The 22,491-nt window shown below is 39.7% G+C and carries 21 protein-coding genes and 2 tRNA genes; 3 read left to right on the forward strand and 20 right to left on the reverse strand.

Annotation, left to right across the window (positions count from 1 at the left end; all coding sequences use genetic code 11):
* Positions 1 to 204 precede the first annotated feature (204 nt).
* From ACFSGI_RS14495 to ACFSGI_RS14520, 6 genes are all read right to left on the reverse strand, one after another.
* A complete protein-coding gene (locus tag ACFSGI_RS14495) occupies positions 205 to 1,659 on the reverse strand; it encodes a glycoside hydrolase family 1 protein (RefSeq protein WP_204824808.1) in 1,455 nt (484 codons plus the stop codon).
* A 150-nt stretch (positions 1,660 to 1,809) separates the two neighbouring features.
* Positions 1,810 to 3,711 (reverse strand): beta-glucoside-specific PTS transporter subunit IIABC, encoded by a 1,902-nt coding sequence (locus ACFSGI_RS14500; RefSeq protein ID WP_204824809.1) that lies wholly within the window; start codon positions 3,709 to 3,711, stop codon positions 1,810 to 1,812.
* Positions 3,712 to 4,061: 350 nt separating this feature from the next.
* A complete protein-coding gene (locus ACFSGI_RS14505) occupies positions 4,062 to 5,120 on the reverse strand; it encodes a hypothetical protein (protein ID WP_379283511.1) in 1,059 nt (352 codons plus the stop codon).
* Between the two features lie 17 nt (positions 5,121 to 5,137).
* Entirely contained in the window at positions 5,138 to 5,293 is a 156-nt protein-coding gene (locus tag ACFSGI_RS14510; RefSeq protein WP_204824811.1) for a hypothetical protein, read from the reverse strand.
* Between the two features lie 59 nt (positions 5,294 to 5,352).
* Positions 5,353 to 5,721 (reverse strand): hypothetical protein, encoded by a 369-nt coding sequence (locus ACFSGI_RS14515; protein ID WP_204824812.1) that lies wholly within the window; start codon positions 5,719 to 5,721, stop codon positions 5,353 to 5,355.
* A 97-nt stretch (positions 5,722 to 5,818) separates the two neighbouring features.
* A tRNA-Ala gene (locus ACFSGI_RS14520) sits at positions 5,819 to 5,891 on the reverse strand.
* A 233-nt stretch (positions 5,892 to 6,124) separates the two neighbouring features.
* Here ACFSGI_RS14520 and ACFSGI_RS14525 point away from each other — a divergent pair.
* Together ACFSGI_RS14525 and ACFSGI_RS14530 are read left to right on the forward strand one after the other, a co-directional pair.
* On the forward strand, positions 6,125 to 7,099 hold the full coding sequence (locus ACFSGI_RS14525; RefSeq protein WP_204824813.1) for an ABC transporter substrate-binding protein: 975 nt from the start codon (positions 6,125 to 6,127) through the stop codon (positions 7,097 to 7,099).
* Between the two features lie 268 nt (positions 7,100 to 7,367).
* Positions 7,368 to 7,451: transfer RNA gene (locus ACFSGI_RS14530), tRNA-Leu, on the forward strand.
* A gap of 74 nt (positions 7,452 to 7,525) precedes the next feature.
* Here ACFSGI_RS14530 and ACFSGI_RS14535 read toward each other — a convergent pair.
* Together ACFSGI_RS14535 and ACFSGI_RS14540 are read right to left on the reverse strand one after the other, a co-directional pair.
* The gene (locus ACFSGI_RS14535) at positions 7,526 to 8,509 is read right to left on the reverse strand and encodes an aldo/keto reductase (protein ID WP_204824814.1); all 984 of its coding nucleotides are present in this window, start codon (positions 8,507 to 8,509) and stop codon (positions 7,526 to 7,528) included.
* Positions 8,510 to 8,905 carry a tautomerase family protein gene (locus ACFSGI_RS14540; RefSeq protein WP_204824815.1) on the reverse strand — a complete coding sequence of 132 codons (396 nt, stop codon included), beginning with the start codon at positions 8,903 to 8,905 and terminating at the stop codon, positions 8,510 to 8,512.
* 166 nt (positions 8,906 to 9,071) lie between these two features.
* On the opposite strand from ACFSGI_RS14540, the gene ACFSGI_RS14545 reads away from it, so the two are divergent.
* Positions 9,072 to 9,950 carry a LysR family transcriptional regulator gene (locus tag ACFSGI_RS14545; RefSeq protein ID WP_204824816.1) on the forward strand — a complete coding sequence of 293 codons (879 nt, stop codon included), beginning with the start codon at positions 9,072 to 9,074 and terminating at the stop codon, positions 9,948 to 9,950.
* Between the two features lie 214 nt (positions 9,951 to 10,164).
* Here the strand turns inward: ACFSGI_RS14545 and nrdR are convergent, their stop codons facing one another.
* The 12 genes from nrdR to ACFSGI_RS14605 form a co-directional block, all read right to left on the reverse strand.
* Entirely contained in the window at positions 10,165 to 10,644 is a 480-nt protein-coding gene (gene nrdR, locus ACFSGI_RS14550; protein ID WP_204824817.1) for a transcriptional regulator NrdR, read from the reverse strand.
* A 123-nt stretch (positions 10,645 to 10,767) separates the two neighbouring features.
* A complete protein-coding gene (locus ACFSGI_RS14555; protein ID WP_204824818.1) occupies positions 10,768 to 11,331 on the reverse strand; it encodes a lytic transglycosylase domain-containing protein in 564 nt (187 codons plus the stop codon).
* Complete coding sequence (gene coaE / locus ACFSGI_RS14560) at positions 11,328 to 11,924, reverse strand: dephospho-CoA kinase (RefSeq protein ID WP_204824819.1); 597 nt, start codon at positions 11,922 to 11,924, stop codon at positions 11,328 to 11,330. The genes ACFSGI_RS14555 and coaE overlap by 4 nt, the downstream gene beginning before the upstream one ends.
* 9 nt (positions 11,925 to 11,933) lie before the next feature.
* Entirely contained in the window at positions 11,934 to 12,779 is an 846-nt protein-coding gene (gene mutM, locus ACFSGI_RS14565; RefSeq protein ID WP_204824820.1) for a DNA-formamidopyrimidine glycosylase, read from the reverse strand.
* 85 nt (positions 12,780 to 12,864) lie between these two features.
* Positions 12,865 to 12,993: a hypothetical protein gene (locus ACFSGI_RS14570; RefSeq protein ID WP_379283517.1), complete on the reverse strand. Its 129-nt coding sequence runs from the start codon at positions 12,991 to 12,993 to the stop codon at positions 12,865 to 12,867.
* A 35-nt stretch (positions 12,994 to 13,028) separates the two neighbouring features.
* A complete protein-coding gene (gene polA, locus ACFSGI_RS14575; protein WP_204824821.1) occupies positions 13,029 to 15,695 on the reverse strand; it encodes a DNA polymerase I in 2,667 nt (888 codons plus the stop codon).
* Positions 15,696 to 15,865: 170 nt separating this feature from the next.
* The gene (phoU, locus tag ACFSGI_RS14580; RefSeq protein WP_204824822.1) at positions 15,866 to 16,525 is read right to left on the reverse strand and encodes a phosphate signaling complex protein PhoU; all 660 of its coding nucleotides are present in this window, start codon (positions 16,523 to 16,525) and stop codon (positions 15,866 to 15,868) included.
* A 25-nt stretch (positions 16,526 to 16,550) separates the two neighbouring features.
* Positions 16,551 to 17,306 carry a phosphate ABC transporter ATP-binding protein PstB gene (gene pstB / locus ACFSGI_RS14585; protein WP_204824823.1) on the reverse strand — a complete coding sequence of 252 codons (756 nt, stop codon included), beginning with the start codon at positions 17,304 to 17,306 and terminating at the stop codon, positions 16,551 to 16,553.
* Between the two features lie 132 nt (positions 17,307 to 17,438).
* A complete protein-coding gene (locus ACFSGI_RS14590; protein ID WP_204824824.1) occupies positions 17,439 to 18,620 on the reverse strand; it encodes a methyl-accepting chemotaxis protein in 1,182 nt (393 codons plus the stop codon).
* 125 nt (positions 18,621 to 18,745) lie between these two features.
* A complete protein-coding gene (locus ACFSGI_RS14595) occupies positions 18,746 to 19,477 on the reverse strand; it encodes a response regulator transcription factor (RefSeq protein ID WP_204824825.1) in 732 nt (243 codons plus the stop codon).
* An 89-nt stretch (positions 19,478 to 19,566) separates the two neighbouring features.
* Positions 19,567 to 21,384 carry a two-component system histidine kinase PnpS gene (pnpS, locus tag ACFSGI_RS14600; RefSeq protein ID WP_204824826.1) on the reverse strand — a complete coding sequence of 606 codons (1,818 nt, stop codon included), beginning with the start codon at positions 21,382 to 21,384 and terminating at the stop codon, positions 19,567 to 19,569.
* Positions 21,381 to 22,355, reverse strand: coding sequence for a bile acid:sodium symporter family protein (locus ACFSGI_RS14605; RefSeq protein ID WP_204824827.1), 975 nt, complete (start codon positions 22,353 to 22,355; stop codon positions 21,381 to 21,383). The genes pnpS and ACFSGI_RS14605 overlap by 4 nt, the downstream gene beginning before the upstream one ends.
* Positions 22,356 to 22,491: the final 136 nt, after the last annotated feature.

The raw sequence follows: 22,491 nt of genomic DNA on the forward strand, positions 1-22,491 counted from the left end.
GCTAGAAAGATAGTATCTGTATTTTAATTTGATGATTTAGCTTGGATAATTTTGTCCTTTTTATCATTTGTTGTTATTCAGTATTTTATAACTACTACATCTTAGCACTTCTATTTCATATGAAAATAAAAAGTCTGCTTAACCCCTCTCAAGGAGTACAGCAGACTTTTTATTGTATTTTGACAATTATTTATTCAAAGATATCTATTCCAATACAGTTCCATTACTCTCTATCACTTTCTGATACCAGAAAAAGCTATCTTTACGCGAGCGATCCAGTGTACCTTTACCTTCGTTGTCTTTATCCACATAGATAAATCCATACCGTTTCTTCATCTCGCCTGTACCCGCACTGACAAGGTCGATACAACCCCAGGGTGTGTAACCGATCAGGTCAACTCCATCTGCTAGAGCTTCTTGCATCGCAATTACATGTTGCTTCAAATACTCTATCCGATAATCGTCATGAATACTTCCGTCTGCTTGTACTTCATCGACAGCACCCAGACCATTTTCCACAAGCATTAAAGGAATCTGGTAACGGTTATAAATGTTGTTCAGCGACCAGCGCAATCCTTGTGGATCGATCTGCCATCCCCAATCGCTTGCTTTGAGATACGGATTTTTGAGACCCATCGATAGATTACCGCCTATTTGCTCTTGATCAGGATCAGCACTTACACAGGTCGAAGAATAATAGCTAAATGTATAATAATCTACACAGCCTTCTTTCAAAGTCTGCTCATCTTCTGGTTCTATTGTTAGTGTAATATTATGATCTGCAAAATAACGCTTAGCAAAGCCCGGATAAGCTCCTCTAACTTGTACATCTGAACACAAGAAATTGGTTAAATTATCTTTCTGTTGCGCCAAAATCACATCTTCTGGATTGGAAGTCAGCGGATAAGAACACATATAAGCGATCATACAACCAATTTTGAAATCAGGATTGATCTGATGCCCTAACTTAACAGCTTTGGCACTAGCGACAAATTGATGATGAAGCGCTTGATATCTTGCTTGCGGGTCATCCTGTGAAGTATCGACTAATTCGCCGTTGCCTTCTGGAATCATCGCTCCAGCAAGAAATGTTCCAAAGGGTAGCGTCAAAATATTAATTTCATTAAAAGTGAGCCAGTATTTTACTGTATCTTTATACCTTGTAAACAGAGTCTCACAATAACGGGTGTAGAACTCTACCAGACGACGATCTGACCAACCGTTATATTTTTGCGCCAGAGCAAATGGTGCTTCATAGTGCGATATCGTGACCAGTGGTTCGATATGATACTTTTTCAACTCGGCAAAGACTTGATCGTAGAATTGCAATCCTTCTTCACTTGGTTCAAGATCATCGCCATTCGGAAAAATACGCGACCATGCGATCGACATTCGGAATACTTTAAATCCCATTTCGCCAAACAGAGCAATATCTTCTTTATAACGATGATAGTAATCTATCGCTTCATGGCTTGGATAGTTCAAAGTAGGATCTAATTCGGTTGTGATACGACGAGAAGTGGTATGTGTGCCTGCGGTCAGCATATCGGATGTACTTAACCCTTTGCCTCCTTGATCATATCCGCCTTCTAATTGATTCGCCGCTGTCGCTCCTCCCCATAGAAATCCGTTTGGAAATGTAGGTTGTACTGTACTCATCATCTATTCCTCCTCGTAGATAGTTATTAGTATCGTTCCAAGTGTCTATTGAGCTAGAAGCTGTTAGACACCTGGAACTTGAATATCAGTGAACGTTATTTGGATTAGCTAGAGATTGTAGACGTATTCAACAATTACTTTACATCTGGATTAGATCAAAACAGTAATCAAATCTTCTTTGAAATGAATCGCTTGCTTGTCAGTCTGTACCACATCTTGAAAATTAGCTGTATTGGAAATAATCACAGGCGTAGTCACAATATATCCAGCGGCTTTGATCGCTTCAATATCGAACTCCATCAATAATTGTCCTTTGGTTACGATATCGCCTTGTTTGACTTTAGGTGTGAAATGTTTGCCTTTTAACTTCACTGTATCCTGACCGACATGGATCAAAATATCGACACCATGATCACTGGTAATGCCAAGTGCATGCCCTGAAGAAAGCATCGAAGTTAGTACCCCATCAACAGGTGAATATACTTTACCTTCAGACGGTTCAATCGCTATTCCTTTACCAAGCGCACCGGAAGAAAATGCTTCGTCTTCTACCGCACTAAGTGGAAGAATGGTTCCTTGTAATGGACTTGCAATCGTTTCTTGCGCGATTTTGATCGTTGTTTTGGGTGCTTGTGATTCTGTGACTTTAGCAGTCTCTTTGTCGTCTTGGAACATAGCATACATAATAGCAAAACCAAGAACAAAACTGACTCCAATACCAATCAACATTCCATAAAATCCAGCATCGATACCATTTGGTCCGATATAACTTGGAATCCCGAAAATCCCTAATCCACCTAGAATATAAGCTTTGGTACCTGCAAGACCAATAATACCTCCACCTACCGCAGCCGCTATACAACTGATAATAAATGGTTTTTTACGAGGAAGCGTGATTCCATAGATTGCCGGCTCGGTTACACCGAAGATACCTGAGATAAATGCAGGAATCGAAAGCGATTTGAGTTTGACATTTTTCGTTTTGAGTAGGATCGCTAGTACAACACCGGTCTGTGCAAAAGAAGCACCGAACATCCCTGCAAGTACTGGATCGAATTTCATAACGGTTAAGTTATTAATTACAATCGGAACAAGACCCCAGTGTAAGCCGAAAATAACAAATACTTGCCAGAATGCACCGATCAACATACCTTCAATAATCGGGCTTAAATTGTAGACAAATAGTGTACCTGCACCTAGTAACTGCCCTGCCCATGTAGCGATAGGTCCAATAATAAGTAGCGTTAACGGCACAATAACAAGCAATGTACAGAATGGAACTAAGAAGGTGCGAACAACACTTGGAATGATTTTTTTGAAAAATACTTCTAACTTCGATCCTACATACGTTGCTAAAATAATTGGAATAACACTAGACGAATAGGTCATCAAAATGACAGGAATCCCTAAAAACGTAATATGGATCGGTGATTCAAATAATGTACCTGCAAATAAGGTGTACAATGGATCACCAGCAGTTAAGCCACTAAGCGTCGGGTAAACTAACGTTGCACCAATAGCCATCCCAATAAATATGTTGGCATTGAATTTTTTCGCAGCCGTATAACCAAGAAAGATCGGGAAGAAGTAAAATAAACAATCACCTAAAGCGTTAAGAATTTGGTACGTTCCTGACTCTTTCGTTAATACATGTAAAGCAAGCAGTAATGCGGTAAATCCTTTGATCATCCCTGTTGCGCACAGCACACCTAGAATCGGAGTAAATACGCCGGAGATCATATCAATAAAGCGATTAAATAAGCTTACCTTTTCATCACTGGATGTATCTTGCCCCGTATCTGCTTGGAAGCCTCCAATAGTACTCACTTCAGCGTATACATCAGGTACATGATTCCCAATAACCACCTGATATTGCCCACCACTTTGAATAACAGTCACAACGCCATCCATATTTTTAAGTACATCGGTATTGGCTTTGCTTTCATCTTTTAATTTAAAACGTAATCGTGTGATACAGTGTGTCAGACTATTCACATTGTCCCGACCACCAATATTGTGGATAATATCTTTGGCTAATTGTTCATATTTCATGTTCTATCGCTCCTTTGACATTGAGGTACGAAAAAAGGCAAAACCTAACTAGACCGCGTATATACAATACGATCTGATTAGGTTTTGCCTGCATGACCAGTAACAATCCTACTTCTATTCTTTTGAGTGTCAGTAGTATCCTGAGCTTGCTTTATCACTGAATAGTAAGCGCTTACTATAAAGCGATATTGACTACTCTAGATAGAGATATTATACGCAAAAAGGCAAAACCCAACACATGTCAGAGCTATCTACATGTACTGGGTTTTGCCTTTGCAGTAACAATCCCTAAAGCAACAATACCATCGTTTGATTCATTTGGCAAGAGAAAAAGTATACGCTTACATTATTTATTCCTCATCACTATCACTTTCTGAATCTAGATTATCAATTTTTATCATAGCGCGTTCTGCTATCATTTCGTCTGTATGATTTTGTACCTGCTGATCATCAAACAAAATTTCGAAAGGAGATACTTCTTTATTGTTCATATCTCTTTCCTGAACTTTCATTTTAAATCCAGTAGGAAAAGCAATACTTTTATGAGAAGCAATCCTTAAATTTTTTACAGGCTTATACAAAACGGATGCTTCAAACCATAACTTATTATGATTTTCAAAAGCAGATTTTGCTCTTTTCAAAGCTTCTTTTTCTGCTTCACGCCATACACCGTTTCCCTGCCAATTCGCCCATTGCGGTACAATATTACGTGGAACATCAGGACCACCTAATTCTAAAGCCATAATATGCCCTTTTTGTGCATCTACTATTCCTGTATTATTTCTTTCTCCAACCTCCTTCCATTTTATACCAACTTGAAGACCAGATGAAGGTTCTGGAGCAGTGACTCTTCCTGTAGTTGATGTAGGTTCTACATATCCTATAACACTAACTGGTCGTTCAACTTCGCCTAATACACTATGTTTGATTATCTCCATTTCTATATAAATTCCACCATATTTTTTAGATCTTTTTTTCATTGGACCTTTTTTAGTTTTGTGCATATCTTCAGTATAAAATTTTTTATTTATTAAATACTTTCCAACATTTTTATTTATTTTTCTTTTCTTAATTTTCACACTATTTGCTAGTAAAGAACTCTCATAAGCAGAATCATTTGATTCCTCATTAAAATCATTAATCATGATAGTTTCTATACTTTCCTCTTTAAGTTGACTTTGAATAAAATAATTATCTACAATACTCATATCTTTTAGTAATTCTTCTTTCAAATCATAATAGTACTCATGCTCATCGCCTAAAGTATTGAGCAGTTCAATAAAAGATTTAAGATTTTCAGGTATTATACTATTAAAATTATGATTTTTAAGATATTGAACAGCGTCTGATTCTAATCTTTGTATAATATTCATATTCCCAATAGCATTTTTATTCGTATTAAAAGACATAGTTTTATTTAGTCGTTTTAATTGCTTACCAACTCACGGTTACCTAAATTTTTTTGAAGTTGAATAAGAGGAACAGACATCGATTCTTGTATAGAACTATTTTTTTTAGTCTCATTTAACAATTCTTTATTTTTAAGAAAAATCAAATCTTTATTATTGTAAAAGTTAGACATGAAATCATCCTCCTGAATAATAAAATTTGCTAGTATATTTGTTTCCTTAATATAAATTTTCAAAATTCGTTAGTAATATTATGCCAATTGATGAGATAGGGTAATTTCTGCTCACCCCAGTAATTTAAAAGAATTTGGATGATTTCTTGATGATTGGATGTGTGGTACGCATAATGTTGAAAAGCCGATTTGTCGCCTTCAGGTACCAATCGAATCTCAATCACCATCCCTTCTCCTCCATGTTGCTCTGAAGCGGCTTGTATGTAGATACTGTGTTCGATGGGCTGACTCGGTGTGATAATGATATAGTCATAGATACCTGTCTGGAAATTGAGAACGATATCGGAAATGACAGATGCTTCAATCGAGTCGTTGTCGTAGATGGTGCCGTTGCTGTCAATGTTATAAGTGAGTTGTTGGTAAGACATAGATTGGAACCTCCTATAAGTGATATGTATTGGGATGAGTCTATTATACGCAAAAAGTCCGCTAAACACGAAAAGTGTCTAGCGGACTTTTATTTTATGGAGCCTAGGGGGATCGAACCCCTGACCTCATCGCTGCCAGCGATGCGCTCTCCCAGCTGAGCTAAGGCCCCATGTGTATGAAGTTATAGATATGTAAAGCAACAACTATATTAATTTATCACATTCACCTGTACCTCGTCAAGAAACATCCTTTTACCCCTCTTTCTGCCCTCCCTACAACCTCAATTCACACCTCTATCCTCACAGTCTGTGACAAGCGGGTGACAGTTGGGCGGAAGCGTTGACTTTGGTTCTGTGTGTATTGGTATAATGAAGTATAGTACTCAGAAAAGAGGCGAAAGCATTGAAATTTAATACCACTTATGCCAAAGCAGGATTGGGATTACTCCTAATGTTGGTTTTTTTGACGGCTTGCGGACAGCCTAAAGAAACGCGTGCCGATATTTTCAATCCAAACGGAATCAAAACGATGCCCATCAATGATTCTTTTGGAACGGTTAGTATTCCTGTTTCTCCGAAGCGTATTGCGGTCACTAGCCAGTATGCGCTAGATTATCTGAATGCGATTGATGTGAATGTGTCTCTGGCTCCGAAGCCGACAGAAAGTAATCCTTTTCCGATCTATATGACAGATGAAGAAAAGAACAACATTTCATTGATCGAAAGCGAAGGTACAGATATCAATCTATCTGCACTGAAAGGGCAAAAACCTGATCTGATCTTTACGAACAATAGCGATCGTGCTGTATACGATGAATTGTCCAAAATTGCACCTACGATCTATATTGCACAAACCAATGACTGGCGTAGTGAGCTATATAACTATGGTACGATCGTTGATAAAGAAACCGCAGTGAAGCAGTTCCTAAATGCATTCCAACAAGCGACCAATGCCAGCAAATCGAAACTAACGCCGATTATCGGAACATCTACAGTAGCCGCGGCTTCGATCACCAAAGACGGTATGACATTATACAACAATGCTAAAAATGGTGTCGGTGAAGTGATGTATCAGGATATGGCGCTCAAAGCTCCAGCAACTTTGCCAACAGATACGGTGTCTGCTCCAGCCACCGTTGCACAATTGCAAAGTATCAATCCTGATTACCTGTTTATCTCTACAGGGGTCAAAAATGATACACCAGAAGCATTGACCAAACGCATAACAGCTACAGCAGATGGTGCTGCATGGAATCAATTAACAGCAGTACAAAATGGGCATGTTTATATTGTAGATCCTGCCTTTTTCAATAATACGCCTCCTGCCAAAACGTATGTATTAGAAACGATTTTGAAAAAAGTACAGGGTACATCTTAATCTAGTCTATCTTCTAAATAATCAATTTATAAAAAGCTTGTCTATGTAAAAAACAACGATGAATGTGCGTCCCTTTTGATTGATATAGGGAACAGCTTATATAATTCATCGTTGTTTTTTTGTTGTGTGCTAATTGTGTTAACAGAACAAGCAAAAAAACTTGTATTCACTTTTCAAATCCGATATAATCGTAATTACGGTGATTTATTCACTACTCCCACATTAACTTCTTAGATAACCATCATGAACATGTGGAAGTTACATATTCGCGGTCATGGCGGAATTGGCAGACGCGCACGGTTCAGGTCCGTGTGGGCTTACCCCCGTGGAGGTTCGAGTCCTCTTGACCGCATACCTATTGTTTACTAAGCTTGTCTCGTCGATTGCGGGATAGGCTTTTTTATATTTCCATTTTATTATCCTGTTCTATTCTTCTATATTCGGTATTTTATCTATCGATGATATTTGATTCCATAACGATACAGGCATTTTCCCAAATTGGATTACTTTTTCAATTTCATCTATATGTGCTGTACGACTGGCTCCGATTAGCATAGAATTTACTTGCGGATGCTCTAATGTCCACCAGAGTATCAATTGCACCAATGTACATCCGACTTCTTCTGCTATCTGGCGGTACTTATCGACTTTGTTGAAATTCTCGTTAGTAAAATAGTGCTTAATGCGCGCTTCTCCTTTCGCCAAGCGACTTTCTACAGGAATATCTTCAATAGAGCTATAACGTCCTGCTAATATCCCTCTTGCTAATGGACTGTAAATAATCTTGCCGATATTCACTTGATCACAATACGGAAATACATTGTGCTCTACCGAACGCGCAAGCAAATTAAACTGTGATTGAATAGAAGTAAAAGGTGTCTGGTGATGATAGTTACTGATATCGTAAGCAGCACGTAGCTGATCTACAGCAAAGTTGGAACAACCAATCGCTCTAACTTTACCCTGTTGCACTAACTCGTGTAATATAGATAACGTTTCTTCAAGTGGCGTATGCGGATCGAATTCATGAACTTGATAGAGATCAATATAATCGGTCTGTAGTCGTTGTAAAGAACGGTCGATCTCTTGCATAATATGGTGGCGCGATAATCCTTCCCCCATCTTGCCCTCACTCATACGCATCCCTACTTTGGTCGCAAGGATAATCTGATCTCGTTTCCCTTTAAGAATTTCTCCAATGATCTGTTCTCCTAGCCCATCTCCAATATGATCGATATCTTGCCTTTTGCCATAAAAATTAGCCGTATCTACAAAGTTAATGCCAATCTCAAGACTTTGACCTACAATGCGCCTTGAAGTGGAAGCATCGATCCATCTTCCAAATGCCATCGTTCCCAGACCTACTTTGGATACTTGGATATTTGATATACCTAATGTCTGCTTATCCATTCAACTGTTCTCCTTAACCATCTGTGCTAATCCACTTCCAAATGACCAATCTTCAAACTCTGTCTCGATTAACATAATAAATACATCTTCAATCCGAATACCGACTTGTTGTGCTAATTCTGTTGCTAATTGTAGATAAAGCTTTTTCTTTTTCACCACTCCTCGACCAGACTTTAATGTAATCTGAATATATAGTAATTGATCTGAACGATCTCCTTGTAAATAGTGTCGATCATATACAAACTGTTCGGGTTGATGGCTATGAAAGACTTGAAAACAATCATTCTCCGGTACATCACAACAATCGATTAAAGCCGATAAAATAACCTCACTAATCTGTTGTAACTGATCTGCATTATACTGATTCTCCATATAACTGACTCTTGTAAATGGCATATCGTTTGACCCTCCATATACTTCAATTGGTTGATAATAACACTACCTTTCGGGAATATCATTATTGTATCTGTATCTTCTTTATTTATATAATAGATAATAATCATAGAGTCTATTCGTTTTACCGATAAAGAATCCAGACCAAGATAGGAGAAGGATGTGTGCGATGGATTTGACAGAATTGATTGCTTTTCAGACGGTGATGCGTGAAGGGACTTTTTCCAAAGCCGCTGAAAAGCTGAATTATGCACAATCAACGATTACTAACCAGATTAAGCGTTTGGAAAAAGAGTTAGGATTGACTTTGTTTTATCGTAATTGGGAAGCGACGTTGACGCCTGCCGGGCAACGATTTGCAGAACAAGTGGATCTATTAATTCATCACTGGCGTTATGTCGGAGATATTGCAAAACAATTAAATGAAGAAGAAATAGGGACTTTACACATTGGTGTAACAGAGACATGGGCAGATCGTCATTTGCCCGCTATTCTATATGAATTTCGGAAATATAAACCTAAAATCACTTGCGAGATTACAGTCGGTAATTCAGCTTTTTTAGAAGAATGTCTACAAGAGGAGAAAATCACGTTAGCACTATGCTCAGATTCAGAGTCGTCTCATCATTTTGTATTTGAACCTTTGGAACAAGAATCTGTATCATTGGTTATACCGGCTGATCATCCATTAGCTAACACTCAAACAGTAACTATCGATGAATTGTTGTCGCATCTGTTGATTATTGGACAATCATCATGCAAGTATCGTTTTGAGGTCGAAAAAGCTTTTAGAGTGTATGAACAAGAGCCATTATTTTATACGATCAATCAACTTTCTTTGATTCCGCTGTATGCTGAACGATTGAATGGGATCGGGATTGTACCTTCTTCTTTGCATGTAGATGCTGAGTATACGCGTTTACCTTTTCCAGCTCTGGATCACTATTTGCAGATTGGCATTTTGCAACCCCGGCACATCAAATATAACAGTGGGATACAACAACTTTTTGTAGAAGAAGTTCGGAAGTATTTTAAAGCGCATCATTGATCTACATTATTGATTCGATGTTAATGTTATTGTTGAGCAACTATAAATAATAAATCACTCCCCTATAACGATTATCATCTGCAAAATTGCGATCGATAGCAGAACAGAAATACCAAAAAAGAGCGCTCTACTTATACATGTAGAAGTGCTCTTTTTTGAAATATACATAGACTAGCATACTTTGATTAGCCCTATTCAGGTTATCTCACTGGAATTAGCTATTTGAGCTATCGCTCTCGTCTTCTTTGGACAGTAGACCTTTGAGTTCTTTCATAAACATATTAATATCTTTAAATTGACGATAGACCGAAGCAAAACGCACATAGGCTACTTCATCGACAGGGTACAACTGTTCCATCACTAACTCGCCTACAGCACGACTTTCTACTTCTGCCATCGCTGTAGTATGTAGACTTTTTTCCACTTCAGAAACGATCATATCCAGTTGATCTACTGACACCGGACGTTTCTCACAAGCACGAATCAGACCGCGCAGAATTTTGTCGCGACTAAATTCTTCCCGACTTCCATCTTTTTTAATCACAATCAGTGGTGTTTCTTCGACCATCTCGAACGTCGTAAACCGGCGATTGCAACTTTCACATTCACGTCGACGACGAATCGATTTATTGTCATTGGCTGGACGGGAATCCAGCACCTTGGTTCCATTGTGACTGCAATATGGACATTTCATTGCTCACGTCACTTCCTTTCTCGCCAACCGTTCATTCGGACATCATTTCAGTTAAGTTCATGCATATATATTCAGGATATGAGTAAATATGAGTTACAGAATCCAACATAGTGCTTGTTCGATCTAAAAGGCATCGTATAATTCAGTATACTGCTTATAATAATATAATACACGTTGGACATAATGTCTCGTTTCGCCAAAAGGAATATCTTTCACATCTTCTAGAGTACCATCCCATTTGCCGGAACTTAGCCATGATTTTACATTACCAGGGCCTGCATTGTAGGCGGCAATTACCGCGATTTTGTTGCCTCCGAACTGACGATTAAGCTGTCTAAGATACCATGTACCAATCTGAATATTTGGATCAATCTCGTGCTTGACCGTTTCCAGTGACATATTATCTAAATGTGCTTGCTCCATAATCCATTGAGCCGTGTTAGGCATCAGTTGCATGATGCCTAGTGCGCCTTTTTTGGACTCCATGCTGGGCTTAAAGTTAGTCTCTACTCGAATAATAGAAGCGACTAGAAAAGGATCGACTTCATAAGCAGAAGCATGCGCACGAATCTCTTCTTTATACTCAATCGGATAAATCCAACCTAGCCAGCGACTATTGAAAAAAATCACAATCACAACAAGTACGAATAGCGGTAACAGAAATCGTTTGCGAATCAATTTCTTCATGAAAGACCTTTACTCTGCCAGAACTGTTCCAATTGAGTATACGTGTCCTCAAGGGTACCGCTATTATCAATTACAATGTCAGCTACTTTTTTCTTATGCTCAATATCCATCTGAGCGTTAATTCGTTTCCAGGCTTGTTCTTCAGTAAGTCCATCGCGTGAGATCAAGCGTTGTAATTGAACAGATTGAGGAACGTATACAACCATAATCTGATCAAATGTGTAGACTCCTTTGGCTTCGAGCAACAGTGGAATATCTGCTACAACCAGAGTATCAGGATACTGTTGTTCTAATTCTACCGTACGTGTCTGGATCAGCTCGCGAATCGCAGGATGTGTAATATCTTCAAGTGACTTCCGTTCTTCTGGATGGGTAAAAATATGTTCCCCTAACTTTTTGCGATCCAGTGTTCCGTCTGCTTGCAACATATCTGCGCCAAAACGTTGTACCACCTGAGCAAGCACCGGATGATGCGGCATCATGACTTCCCGCGCAATCAGATCAGCATCAATGAGCTTGGCTCCTCTGGCTGACAACCAAGCAGAGACAGAACTTTTACCTGTGGCGATTCCTCCGGTTAACCCGATATTCATGATATCACCTCAATGTTTCTGACGAGTAGGTAGCGGCTGACACACCGGACAAAAGTGTGTTCCTCTTCCGCCGACAACCGTCTTCTCGACAAGTGTTCCACATTCATAACAAGGTTCTGCTTTACGACCGTAAATACGTAGACTATGCTGGAACATTCCCATCTCGCCTTGTCCATTCACATACGACTTGATCGAAGAACCACCTGCTTCTACCGCATCTGCAAGTGTCGATACGATTGCTTCATGCAGACGGGTCAATTGCTCTGCTGACAATGTATTGGCTATCTGCTCTGGATGAATCCCTGAACGGAACAATGCTTCATCGACATAAATATTTCCGATCCCTACTACATACTTCTGATTGAGCAATACAGGCTTAATCATCGTACGACGCTTGCTCATCATATGGATAAATTGCTCTGCTGTAAATTCCGGTGCAAGCGGTTCAAGCCCTAGATGCATCAGTGGCTTCGACTGTAGATCTTCATCTTTTTTGAACAAATGCATCGTTCCAAATTGACGTACATCTTTATAGCGAAGTTCTGTACCATCTGTAAAATGAAAAATAACATGAGTATGCTTCTCTACAGGCTCATCCTTAGTATAGACACCATAGCGTCCTTCCATCCGTAAATGAGAAACCAACACTAAATGATCCATCACGATCCGCAAAAACTTTCCGCGACGCTCTACTTTCTCAATCGTATGCCCTTGAAGCTCAATCTCAAACTGCTTATGATCGTCTGGCAATTGAACAATACGTGGTAAAGATACCGTAACATGATCAATCGTTTTGCCGGCAACCAAGGTGTTTAACGTGCGTCTAACTGTTTCTACTTCCGGCAATTCCGGCATAACCTTTCACCTAACCTTTAACATAATAAATTTATAAGTTTTAGAGTTATAACACCGCATGACTATAGTAAGCATTAAAAGACAATCAATTATCAAAATCACTTATATCAAAAGTCCAAATCGGAATGAAGTCAAAAAATGATCCGATACAAGCGAAGCGACCGTAAGCAATATCTTTGTGGACAGAACGAATCACCATTCCGCCTCCAAGCATTCCTTGCGCTTACTTGCACTCTAATTATAGACTATTTACTTCGCTTCGTACCAGTTCGCACCATAGCTAACTTCAGCTTTGAGAGGAACAGATAAAGACAATGCTTTTTCCATAACTTCTGGCACTAAAGTCTTCATTTGTTCCAATTCATCTGCAGGTACTTCAAATACCAATTCATCATGTACTTGAAGTAGCATACGACTATTTAGCTTATGGTCTTTGAGTGCTTGATCCATATGCACCATCGCTAATTTGATAATATCTGCGGCTGTTCCTTGAATCGGTGTATTCATCGCTGTACGATTCGCAAAAGAGCGCAGATTGAAGTTAGACGAGTTGATATCCGGTAGATAACGACGACGTTCTAACATCGTTTTTACAAAGCCATCTTTTTTCGCTTCGATCACGATATCATCCATATAACGGCTTACGCCTTTGAATACTTCGAGATATTGATTAATAAAGTCGCCTGCTTCTTTACGGGTAATGCCTAGATTTTGAGATAATCCATAATCGCTGATTCCATAGACAATCCCGAAGTTAACCGCTTTGGCAGAACGACGCATATCGCCATCGACTTGCTCTTTGGTTACGCCGAATACATCCATAGCTGTTTTGGTATGAATATCCATGTCATGCAAAAAGGCATCTTTCAAGCCTGGATCATCTGCCATATGAGCAAGTACGCGCAGTTCGATCTGAGAATAATCGGATGATAAAATACTCCAACCACTTTCAGATGGCACAAATACTTTACGTAATTTACGTCCTTCTTCCAGACGAATCGGAATATTTTGCAGATTCGGGAACTGACTGGATAAGCGACCTGTTGCTGTTATCGTCTGACGGAAAAAGGTATGCACTTTGCCTGATTTAGGATGCACTTCTTTAAGCAATCCTTCGACATATGTCGATTGCAATTTGGCAAGCTGACGATACACCAAAATCAACTGTACAATATCATGATAAGGTGCTAATTTTTCCAGTACATCGGCACTGGTAGAATAACCTGTTTTGGTTTTCTTCTCTACAGGTAGACCTAGACGATCAAATAAAATCTCACCTAGTTGCTTCGGTGAATTTAGATTGAATTCTACGCCAGCCATACCATGAATTTCAGTGACTAACAGATTAATCTTTTGTTCAAACTCTTTGCCTAGCTCACGCAATTCGTCTGTATTCACAGCAACCCCTTGTTTCTCCATATCCGCCAAAATACGAGATAAAGGCATTTCTAGATCATCAAATAAGCTGGTCATTTCATTTTGTTCTAACTGTTCACGTTGAAGTGGAACCAGTTCACGAATGGCTGCTGTTTTGCGTGCTAGATGATGACTTAATACATCTTCTTCAGGCACTTTATATTTAGCCCCTTTACCAAAAACCGTCTCGTCTTCTGGCATATGAGGTAGACCGTATTTGGCTCCAAGTGCGTTCAAGCTTTGTCCCGATTCGGTAGGATCAAGCAAGTACGCTGCAATCTGTACATCAAAAGAAGCCCCTGCAAACGGAATATCACTCCAGTACAACACAAGGTCTGCGCGATGTAGATCATGTCCATGCTTCGGAATCGATTCATCGGCTAACCATGCTCGTACACCTGCTGCACGTTCACTCAGCAAAGTCTCAGGCGTCATAAAGTAATACTGATCCGGCGCTGACAATACAATACCGACCAGTTCAGCATGATGCGGATTATCTCCATGACTTTCGATATGCAACACTTCGACCGTATTCAGTACTTTTTCCAGTTCTGGAAGTTGTTCTTCGCCTACAATTGTTACTTCTAGTTCAGAAGCTTCTACTTGAGCAGGATCATGTAGATCTTCCCCATCAATATCAGACAAATTGAGACGCTGAATAATCGAATTAAATTCTAATTTACGCAAAGCTACAATTGATGTTACCGGATTAAAACCATCATATTTCATACTTTCCCATGTCGCTTCAAAAGGCACTTCGCGGAAAATCGTAGCTAATTCTTTACTCATCCGCGCATCGTCGGCATGAGCTTCTACTTTTTCTTTCATTTTGCCTTTGAGTTGATCGGTATTTGCTAATACTTCTTCTACACTACCAAATTGATGTAATAATTTGAGGGCTGTTTTTTCACCGACACCTGGAATACCTGGAATATTATCTGATGTATCACCCATCAATCCTTTGAGATCAATAATTTGAGCCGGTGTTAGACCGTAACGTTCTTCGATTTCTGCCGGGCCGTAAGGTTCAATATCGCTTACCCCTTTACGAGTCAGCGCAATTTTGACATGATCTGAAGCCAGTTGTAGCATATCTTTGTCACCGCTGACAATCAGTACGTTACGTCCTTTTTCTTCAGCCGTACGGGATAGTGTACCGATAATATCATCGGCTTCATACGTATCTAATTCATAATACGTAATTCCAAGACCGGTTAATAATTCTTTCAGTAAAGGAAATTGCTCGGATAGCTCTGGTGGTGTTTTTTGACGTCCACCTTTGTAATCTCCATAAGTGGTATGACGGAACGTGATTTTACCTGCGTCAAAAGCCACCATCACATGAGTTGGTTTTTCTTCTTCTAGCAAACGAATTAACATATTGGTAAATCCATAGACTGCATTCGTATGCTGTCCACTTTTGGTTGTCATCGGTTGTTGCATCGCAAAAAAAGCACGATAAATAATACTATTCCCATCGATTAAAAGAAACTTTTCCATAGAACCTCCTGTAGTTAGAACATCTATATATTGAACCATCTGCTGGTTGATGATTGTGAGAAATACTCGCTCTTTCTATGATACCACAAGCCCTTCTAATCAAAAAATAAAAGCACCGGATTTATGTCCGATGCTTGTAAGTTGCGCTATGTTATTACGTATTGTGTGTATTAACGGTTAAGATCAGGGCGTACACCTGTCACCAGATATACTACACTTTCACCAATATTGGTTGCATGATCACCGATACGCTCGATGTAACGTCCTGTCAGATTCAGCAACATCACTTGTGGGCCGTCTACAGCATGATCAATCATATAGTTATGCAGTTCACGAATCATTCCGCTATACATATGGTCTACTTGATCATCATCTACGCCTACTTTATACGCCAAATCTGTATTTTCATCCAGATACGATTGGATCGATTCTTTGGTCATAATGCCAACGATATCTGCCATACGAGGAATATCTACTAACGGTTGAATCAATGTAGCATCTTGTAGACGCAAAGTTACTTTCGCAATATCTAGTGCCAGATCACCCATACGCTCTAGATCGCTAGAGATTTTGAAAGCCACAATAATACGGCGTAAATCTTTGGCTACCGGTTGTTGTGTTACGATCAGACGTGAACCGATCTCCATTACTTTTTCTTCTAATTCATTTAGCTTGTAATCATTACCGATAATCGTTTTGGCCTGTTCGATATTCAGGTGTTGCAGTGATAGTACAGCTTCTTCCAAAGCATGAACTACATGATCTCCCATAGCAGTGAGCAAGCGACGTAGCTCGCCTAGACTTTGGTCGAATTCTTTCCGGTTGGGCATGAACAAGTCCTCCTTGGTGTAGGTATTAGCCGAATCTTCCCGAAATATAATCTTCTGTTCGAGAGTCCGTAGGGTTGGAGAACATCTCCGGTGTATCGGATGATTCCACAATTTCTCCATTTAAGAAAAATGCAGTCTGATCTGAAATACGCGCTGCCTGATGCATATTGTGTGTGACCATCACAATCGTATAATCTTTTTTGAGCTCACGCGTTAATTCTTCAATCTTCAATGTAGAGATTGGATCAAGAGCTGAAGTGGCTTCATCCATAAGTAGAATATCCGGTTGACCTGCTAATGCACGCGCAATACACAGGCGTTGCTGTTGTCCACCGGATAAGCTAAGTGCAGAGCGTTTGAGATAGTCTTTTACTTCCTCCCATAACGCAGACTGACGCAAGCTTGTTTCTACGATCTCATCGAGGTCTTTTTTGGAAGTGACCCCATGTAGACGTGGCCCATAAGCTACATTTTCATAAATGGACTTCGGAAAAGGATTCGGTTGTTGAAATACCATACCTACTTGCTGACGCAAATTTTCGACTTCTACATTTTCCCCGTAAATATTAGAACCGCTAATCTCCACCACACCTTCAATACGCGTGCCTGGAATCATATCGTTCATGCGATTCAATGTACGAAGCAATGTGGATTTACCACAACCAGAAGGGCCGATAAAAGCAGTAATCGCTTTTTCTTTAATATCCAAATTAATATGTTTAAGAGCCTGATGTTTCTCATAATACAGGTTCAATTGTTCTATACGTATAATCGCTGACACAAGGTACACTCCCCTGATTTTCAATTCATTTTTGGTGACGAATGTTTTTTACATCTATTCATCATAAATCATATTTGTAAATCCCATCAGTTCGAATTGTAAACGGAATGTAAAAAATGTAAGCTAGAAAAATTAACGCTGTAAAGCTTGCGCGACAATACTGGTCAAATGATCAGCTTGATCAGCAGATCGCATCAACTGTTCTGCATTATGAGAAGTTTTTTCTGCTTCGATCGTCATTTTGCCAAATAATTGATTAGCTTGCTTTATATACGTCATACTCTGATTCATGACTGTCTCGGTAGTATGTGTAGAAGAAGCCGATTGGCCGATCATTTCACTGAGTCCGGTAAGTAATCGATGTACATCGGTAGAAAGGGCGGTAATATGCGAAGATAGTTTGCGCATTTCTTCTGCAACTACAGCGAATCCTTGTCCTGCCACTTTGGCGCGAGCTGCTTCAATCGAAGCATTAAGTGCAAGCATATTACTCTGACCTGCAAGATCGGTTACCGCATGAACCACTTTACTTGCTTGCCCTGTGTAATCAAGCATATCTTCTGCTAGGGTACGCTGACGTATTACCAGTTGTTGTACTTGTTGAAATTGTTGATGCGCTTGATCCAGATCCTGTTGCCCGGATATGGTCTGTTGCTTCATAAGATGAAGTTCATGATGACTTTCCTGAGCGGCTTGTTGTACTACTTTGACTGCTTCTCCAATCTGCTCTACAAATTGACGTGTGTCTTGCAAAGAAGAAATGCGTCTTTGTTCTGTAGCTACTTGTAGTTGATTAGACAGTTCCATAATATCGCGTATGGTCACTATCCCTGCTAATCGTTCTTGATCTATTAAGACTACACATTCATAAAAAGAATCGCCTTCACGAGCTAGAGCAGCATCGACAACAATTGACGCTTCAGTATCGATATCCATCACTAACATATTACGCTGACTAAACATCACTGTAGAACGGGTATCATACAACTCACTCGCAAATCGACTTGCCATATGCCGATAAAATTGTTCACGCATAATCAGACCTTCTGGTCGCTCCTGCTCATCACACAATACTATACAAGGAAGATGCGTCTGACGTTTAAAACGAATAAACGTTTCTCTACATGTTTCTTGAGCACGAATCGCAGGAACTGTAATTAAATAATGGCGTAGGTGAAGTTCTTTTGTATCTGTTGCTGTTGTAGGTTGTAGCTCTGTATCTATATCCTGCTCTACAGTTCCTATAATCGTGTGCTTATTCTCTATATCAACCGGCTGAATCATTTCAGGTTCACGTATCAGCATGTCTAACATGATTGATAACCTCTCCTAACAAAGTAATATAGTCTTTTAGACTCATATACTAAGACTAAAGGATCAATGTAAAAATCAATGCCTTACAATTCGCTAAGTATGTAAAAAACGCTCGACACTCCATATTATATGGAATGTTGAGCGCTTGTTTTTTTGCGTACTACTAATTTATAACCGACTCCACGAATTGAATCGATATGTACCGATTCAGGATCAAGTTCTAATTTTTTGCGTAAGGAACTGACATGTACATCGACAGTACGCTGACCACCAATATAATCGAATCCCCATACCGCATTCATTAGATCATCCCTTGTCATTACTACTCCTGGTTTGCGTGCCAGATAGAGTAAGACTTCAAATTCTTTTGGACGGAGTGTAATCTGTTGTGTACCTAACGTCACTTCGTATTTATCAGGATAAATCGTCAAATCACCCAGTTCAATACGACTTTCATGCGACAACTCTTCTTCAGGCTGATCTTCTCTACCTGTTGCACGACGCAATACAGCGGCGACACGTGCTAGTAGTTCAGATACACCAAATGGCTTCGTAATATAGTCATCGGCTCCTGCTTTGAGTCCTTCTACAACTTCTTCTTCTGCATTTTTGGCGGTCAAAATGACCACAGGTGTACGAACCCCTGAACTGCGCAATTTACGCAAAATATCCAATCCCGCCATACCTGGCAACATCAGATCAAGCAAAATCAATTCAAACGGCTCACTTTGTGCACGATCCAATCCTGCACTTCCATGATCTTCTACAGTGACTTCATATCCTTCTTGTGTCAAATTGTAAGACAACAATCGAGATAACGTTGATTCATCTTCTATGACCAGTAATCGTTTAGCCATGATAACCTCCCACAAGGGTTCGCATTTCATACATCAATGTCAGCATATCACTCTTATGTTAACCCTGTGTAAAATGATGTAATAAAATATCAAATATCTGGTTCATCCTCTTGTAACAACGGCAAATTGACAGTAAATGTTGTTCCAATATTAACTTCGCTTTCCACTGTTACAGTTCCGCGATGTAGATCAACAAGATGTTTTACAATCGATAATCCTAGCCCTGTACCACCTGAACTGCGTGAACGTGCTTTGTCTACTCGATAAAAACGTTCAAAAATACGTGGTAAATCTTTTTTGGGAATACCCATACCTGTATCTCTGACATGGAAAAGAATACGTTCTTCGCCGTTTTCTGATACTTGTTCTTCCACAGTTAATCTTACTTTACCACCGTCTTGAGTATAGTTTACCGCATTAGAGATCAAATTGACAAAAATCTGCCGTAATCGATCTTCATCAGCTTCCATAAACATTTCTTCAGGTACATTCATTTCCATCGTAATATTCTTTTTAGCTGCCGAAGAATTTAACATCTCTCGAATCGTATCAAAGAAAGGTTGTAAATGAATCGGTGAGAAATTCAGTGGCGAACGCTTTGATTCAATTTTGGATAATTCCAGAATATCTCCGATCAGACGGTTAAGACGTTCACTTTCATCATAAATAATTTGCAAAAAGGCGCGTGAAGTCTGTTCATCCTGTACACCGCCCCCTAATAACGTTTCAGCAAACCCTTTGACAGCAGCGATAGGTGTTTTCAATTCATGCGATACATTCGCTACAAATTCACTACGCATTCTTTCTAAACGACGAATATTGGAAATGTCTTGAATCAAAAACAGCATACCGCGATACGTATCATCATCTTCAAACATCGGTACACCATCGATCTGAATCAAGCGTGGCTCTGGATCATACAGGGTCTGTTCATCATGAATACGTTCTTTGCGGCGCAATCCTTCACCCAGTAACTTGGTCAATTCATAATGACGCTTTAACTCCTGATACGACTTACCAGTCAGACGCTTTGAACTCACTCCTAACACGTCTTCAGCAAAGCGATTCACCAGTGCTACATTTCCTAATGAATTGACCATCAACATACCGCCGGTCATATTAGCAAGCACACTTTGAAGCAAGTCTTCATTATCGCGAATAATTTTGAGTTGTTTCTCCAGACTATCCGCCATATTGTCAATCGCTTTACCTAATTCACCAATTTCATCACGTCGTTCTAAGCGTACTCGTGCTCCGTAATCAAGACGGGAAATACGATTGGCAACTACAGTGATATGTTCGAGAGGCTTAGTCAAGCCAGAAGCAACGCGATAACTTACAACAGCAGCGACTAGAAATAAAATCAATAAGCTAATGCCCATCACTGTCCAGGCATTACGTACACCTACTTCTACTGCTTCAAGACTCATCGATAAACGAATATATCCATCAAATAGATTGCCTGCTTGTACAGGAGCTGCGACGTATAGCATATTTTTGTCGAGTGTAGCACTGTAACGAATAGCACTGCCTACACCGCCTGTAGCAGCCGAGCGAATTTCTTCACGATCCATATGGTTGTTCATCGTATGCGGATCACTTTCAGAATCGCCGATAACAGTTCCATCTTTCTCAATAAAAGTCACTCGTGAATCGGTTAAATTACCAATCTGATGAGCTTCTTGAGAATAATATTGAAATACATCTTCAGAAGGCTGACCGTCTGTTCCTGTTGCTTTAAAATCAAATGTGGTTTCTAACAAACGGATCTCACGCACCATATTGTCTTCAAGTGTGGCAATATGTGAGCTTTTAAATATTTGTCCCATTGTGAGTGCTGCTGCTAGACCAAGTACACCAAGCAGTATCATCAGAATCAATGTCAGACGAATGCGGAAAGGCTTCATGCATCTCTTCCTTTACGATAATTTGAAATACGCATAAAAATAGAATATTGGAGTGTTGCCATCGGTTGTTGCAACATAATCCCGAGTACTACCGGAACCGCAGTCTGAGGGCTAAAATAAGCCATCGCAATCACCATCCCAACCGAGATATTACGCATACCTGAAGCATAGGCTAGCGTGACAGGCAATGTCTGCCCTTCTCCTTTGCGACGAAGGATAGCAGAAGCCACATAACCCAGTCCATAGCATAACGCAACCAGCACCAATACAGACGGTACCACTAACAATAGATCACGCCGTAATGATTGCAATTGAGGAGCGATTGCCGCTGCATTTAACAAAACAACCCCTGCAAAACACAATTTCGCTATCGGTTGAGTGATTGGAGCAGACCAGTCTTTGAATTTGCCGCCAGATATCTCGTATACTACCATACCTGCAAATGTAGGCAATACAATGAGTAATAATAAATCTTTGAACATATGTAAAGTATCGAACTGTATATCTGCACCGAAAAATACCTCGATCAACACCGGTACCACAAAAGGGCTAAGTGCTGAATCTACGATGACTAGCGTCAATGCTAACGCAACATTTCCAAAAGACATTCCTACCCATAATACAGAAGATACGCCTAATGGAATCGCTGCAAATAACACAAGCCCTACCGTATACGGTGAATCACTACCAAATAGCAACAATCCCAGTCCATACGCGATTAATGGAGCGGCAATATGTGCTAGTAATAAAGTGACAATAATCGGTGCAGGTCTGGTCAATACGCCTTTTAAATGCTGTCGTCCACAACCAAGTCCCATCACAAACGTAACATAAGCAAACAATCCTGGAATCCAACCGACAAAAGGTAATAATGGCTTGGAGATAAAGAATCCCAACACCAGTGTACAAGGAATAATCAAAAACATATACTTTTCAAAAAAACGAGTAAATCTAGCTGCCTGTTCTCTCATTATGTAATCGTCATCTCCAAAAGGTAACATATTTCACTGATATTCATTATTTATCATAACAAGTATTATCATACCAGAGGTTGTAGAATAAGTCCCTTTCAGAGATAATATGATAAGTTGTGGTATCCAAAAAAAG

It is taken from the genome of Paenibacillus nicotianae (assembly GCF_042681745.1).
GTDB classification, from domain to species: domain Bacteria; phylum Bacillota; class Bacilli; order Paenibacillales; family Paenibacillaceae; genus Saccharibacillus; species Saccharibacillus nicotianae.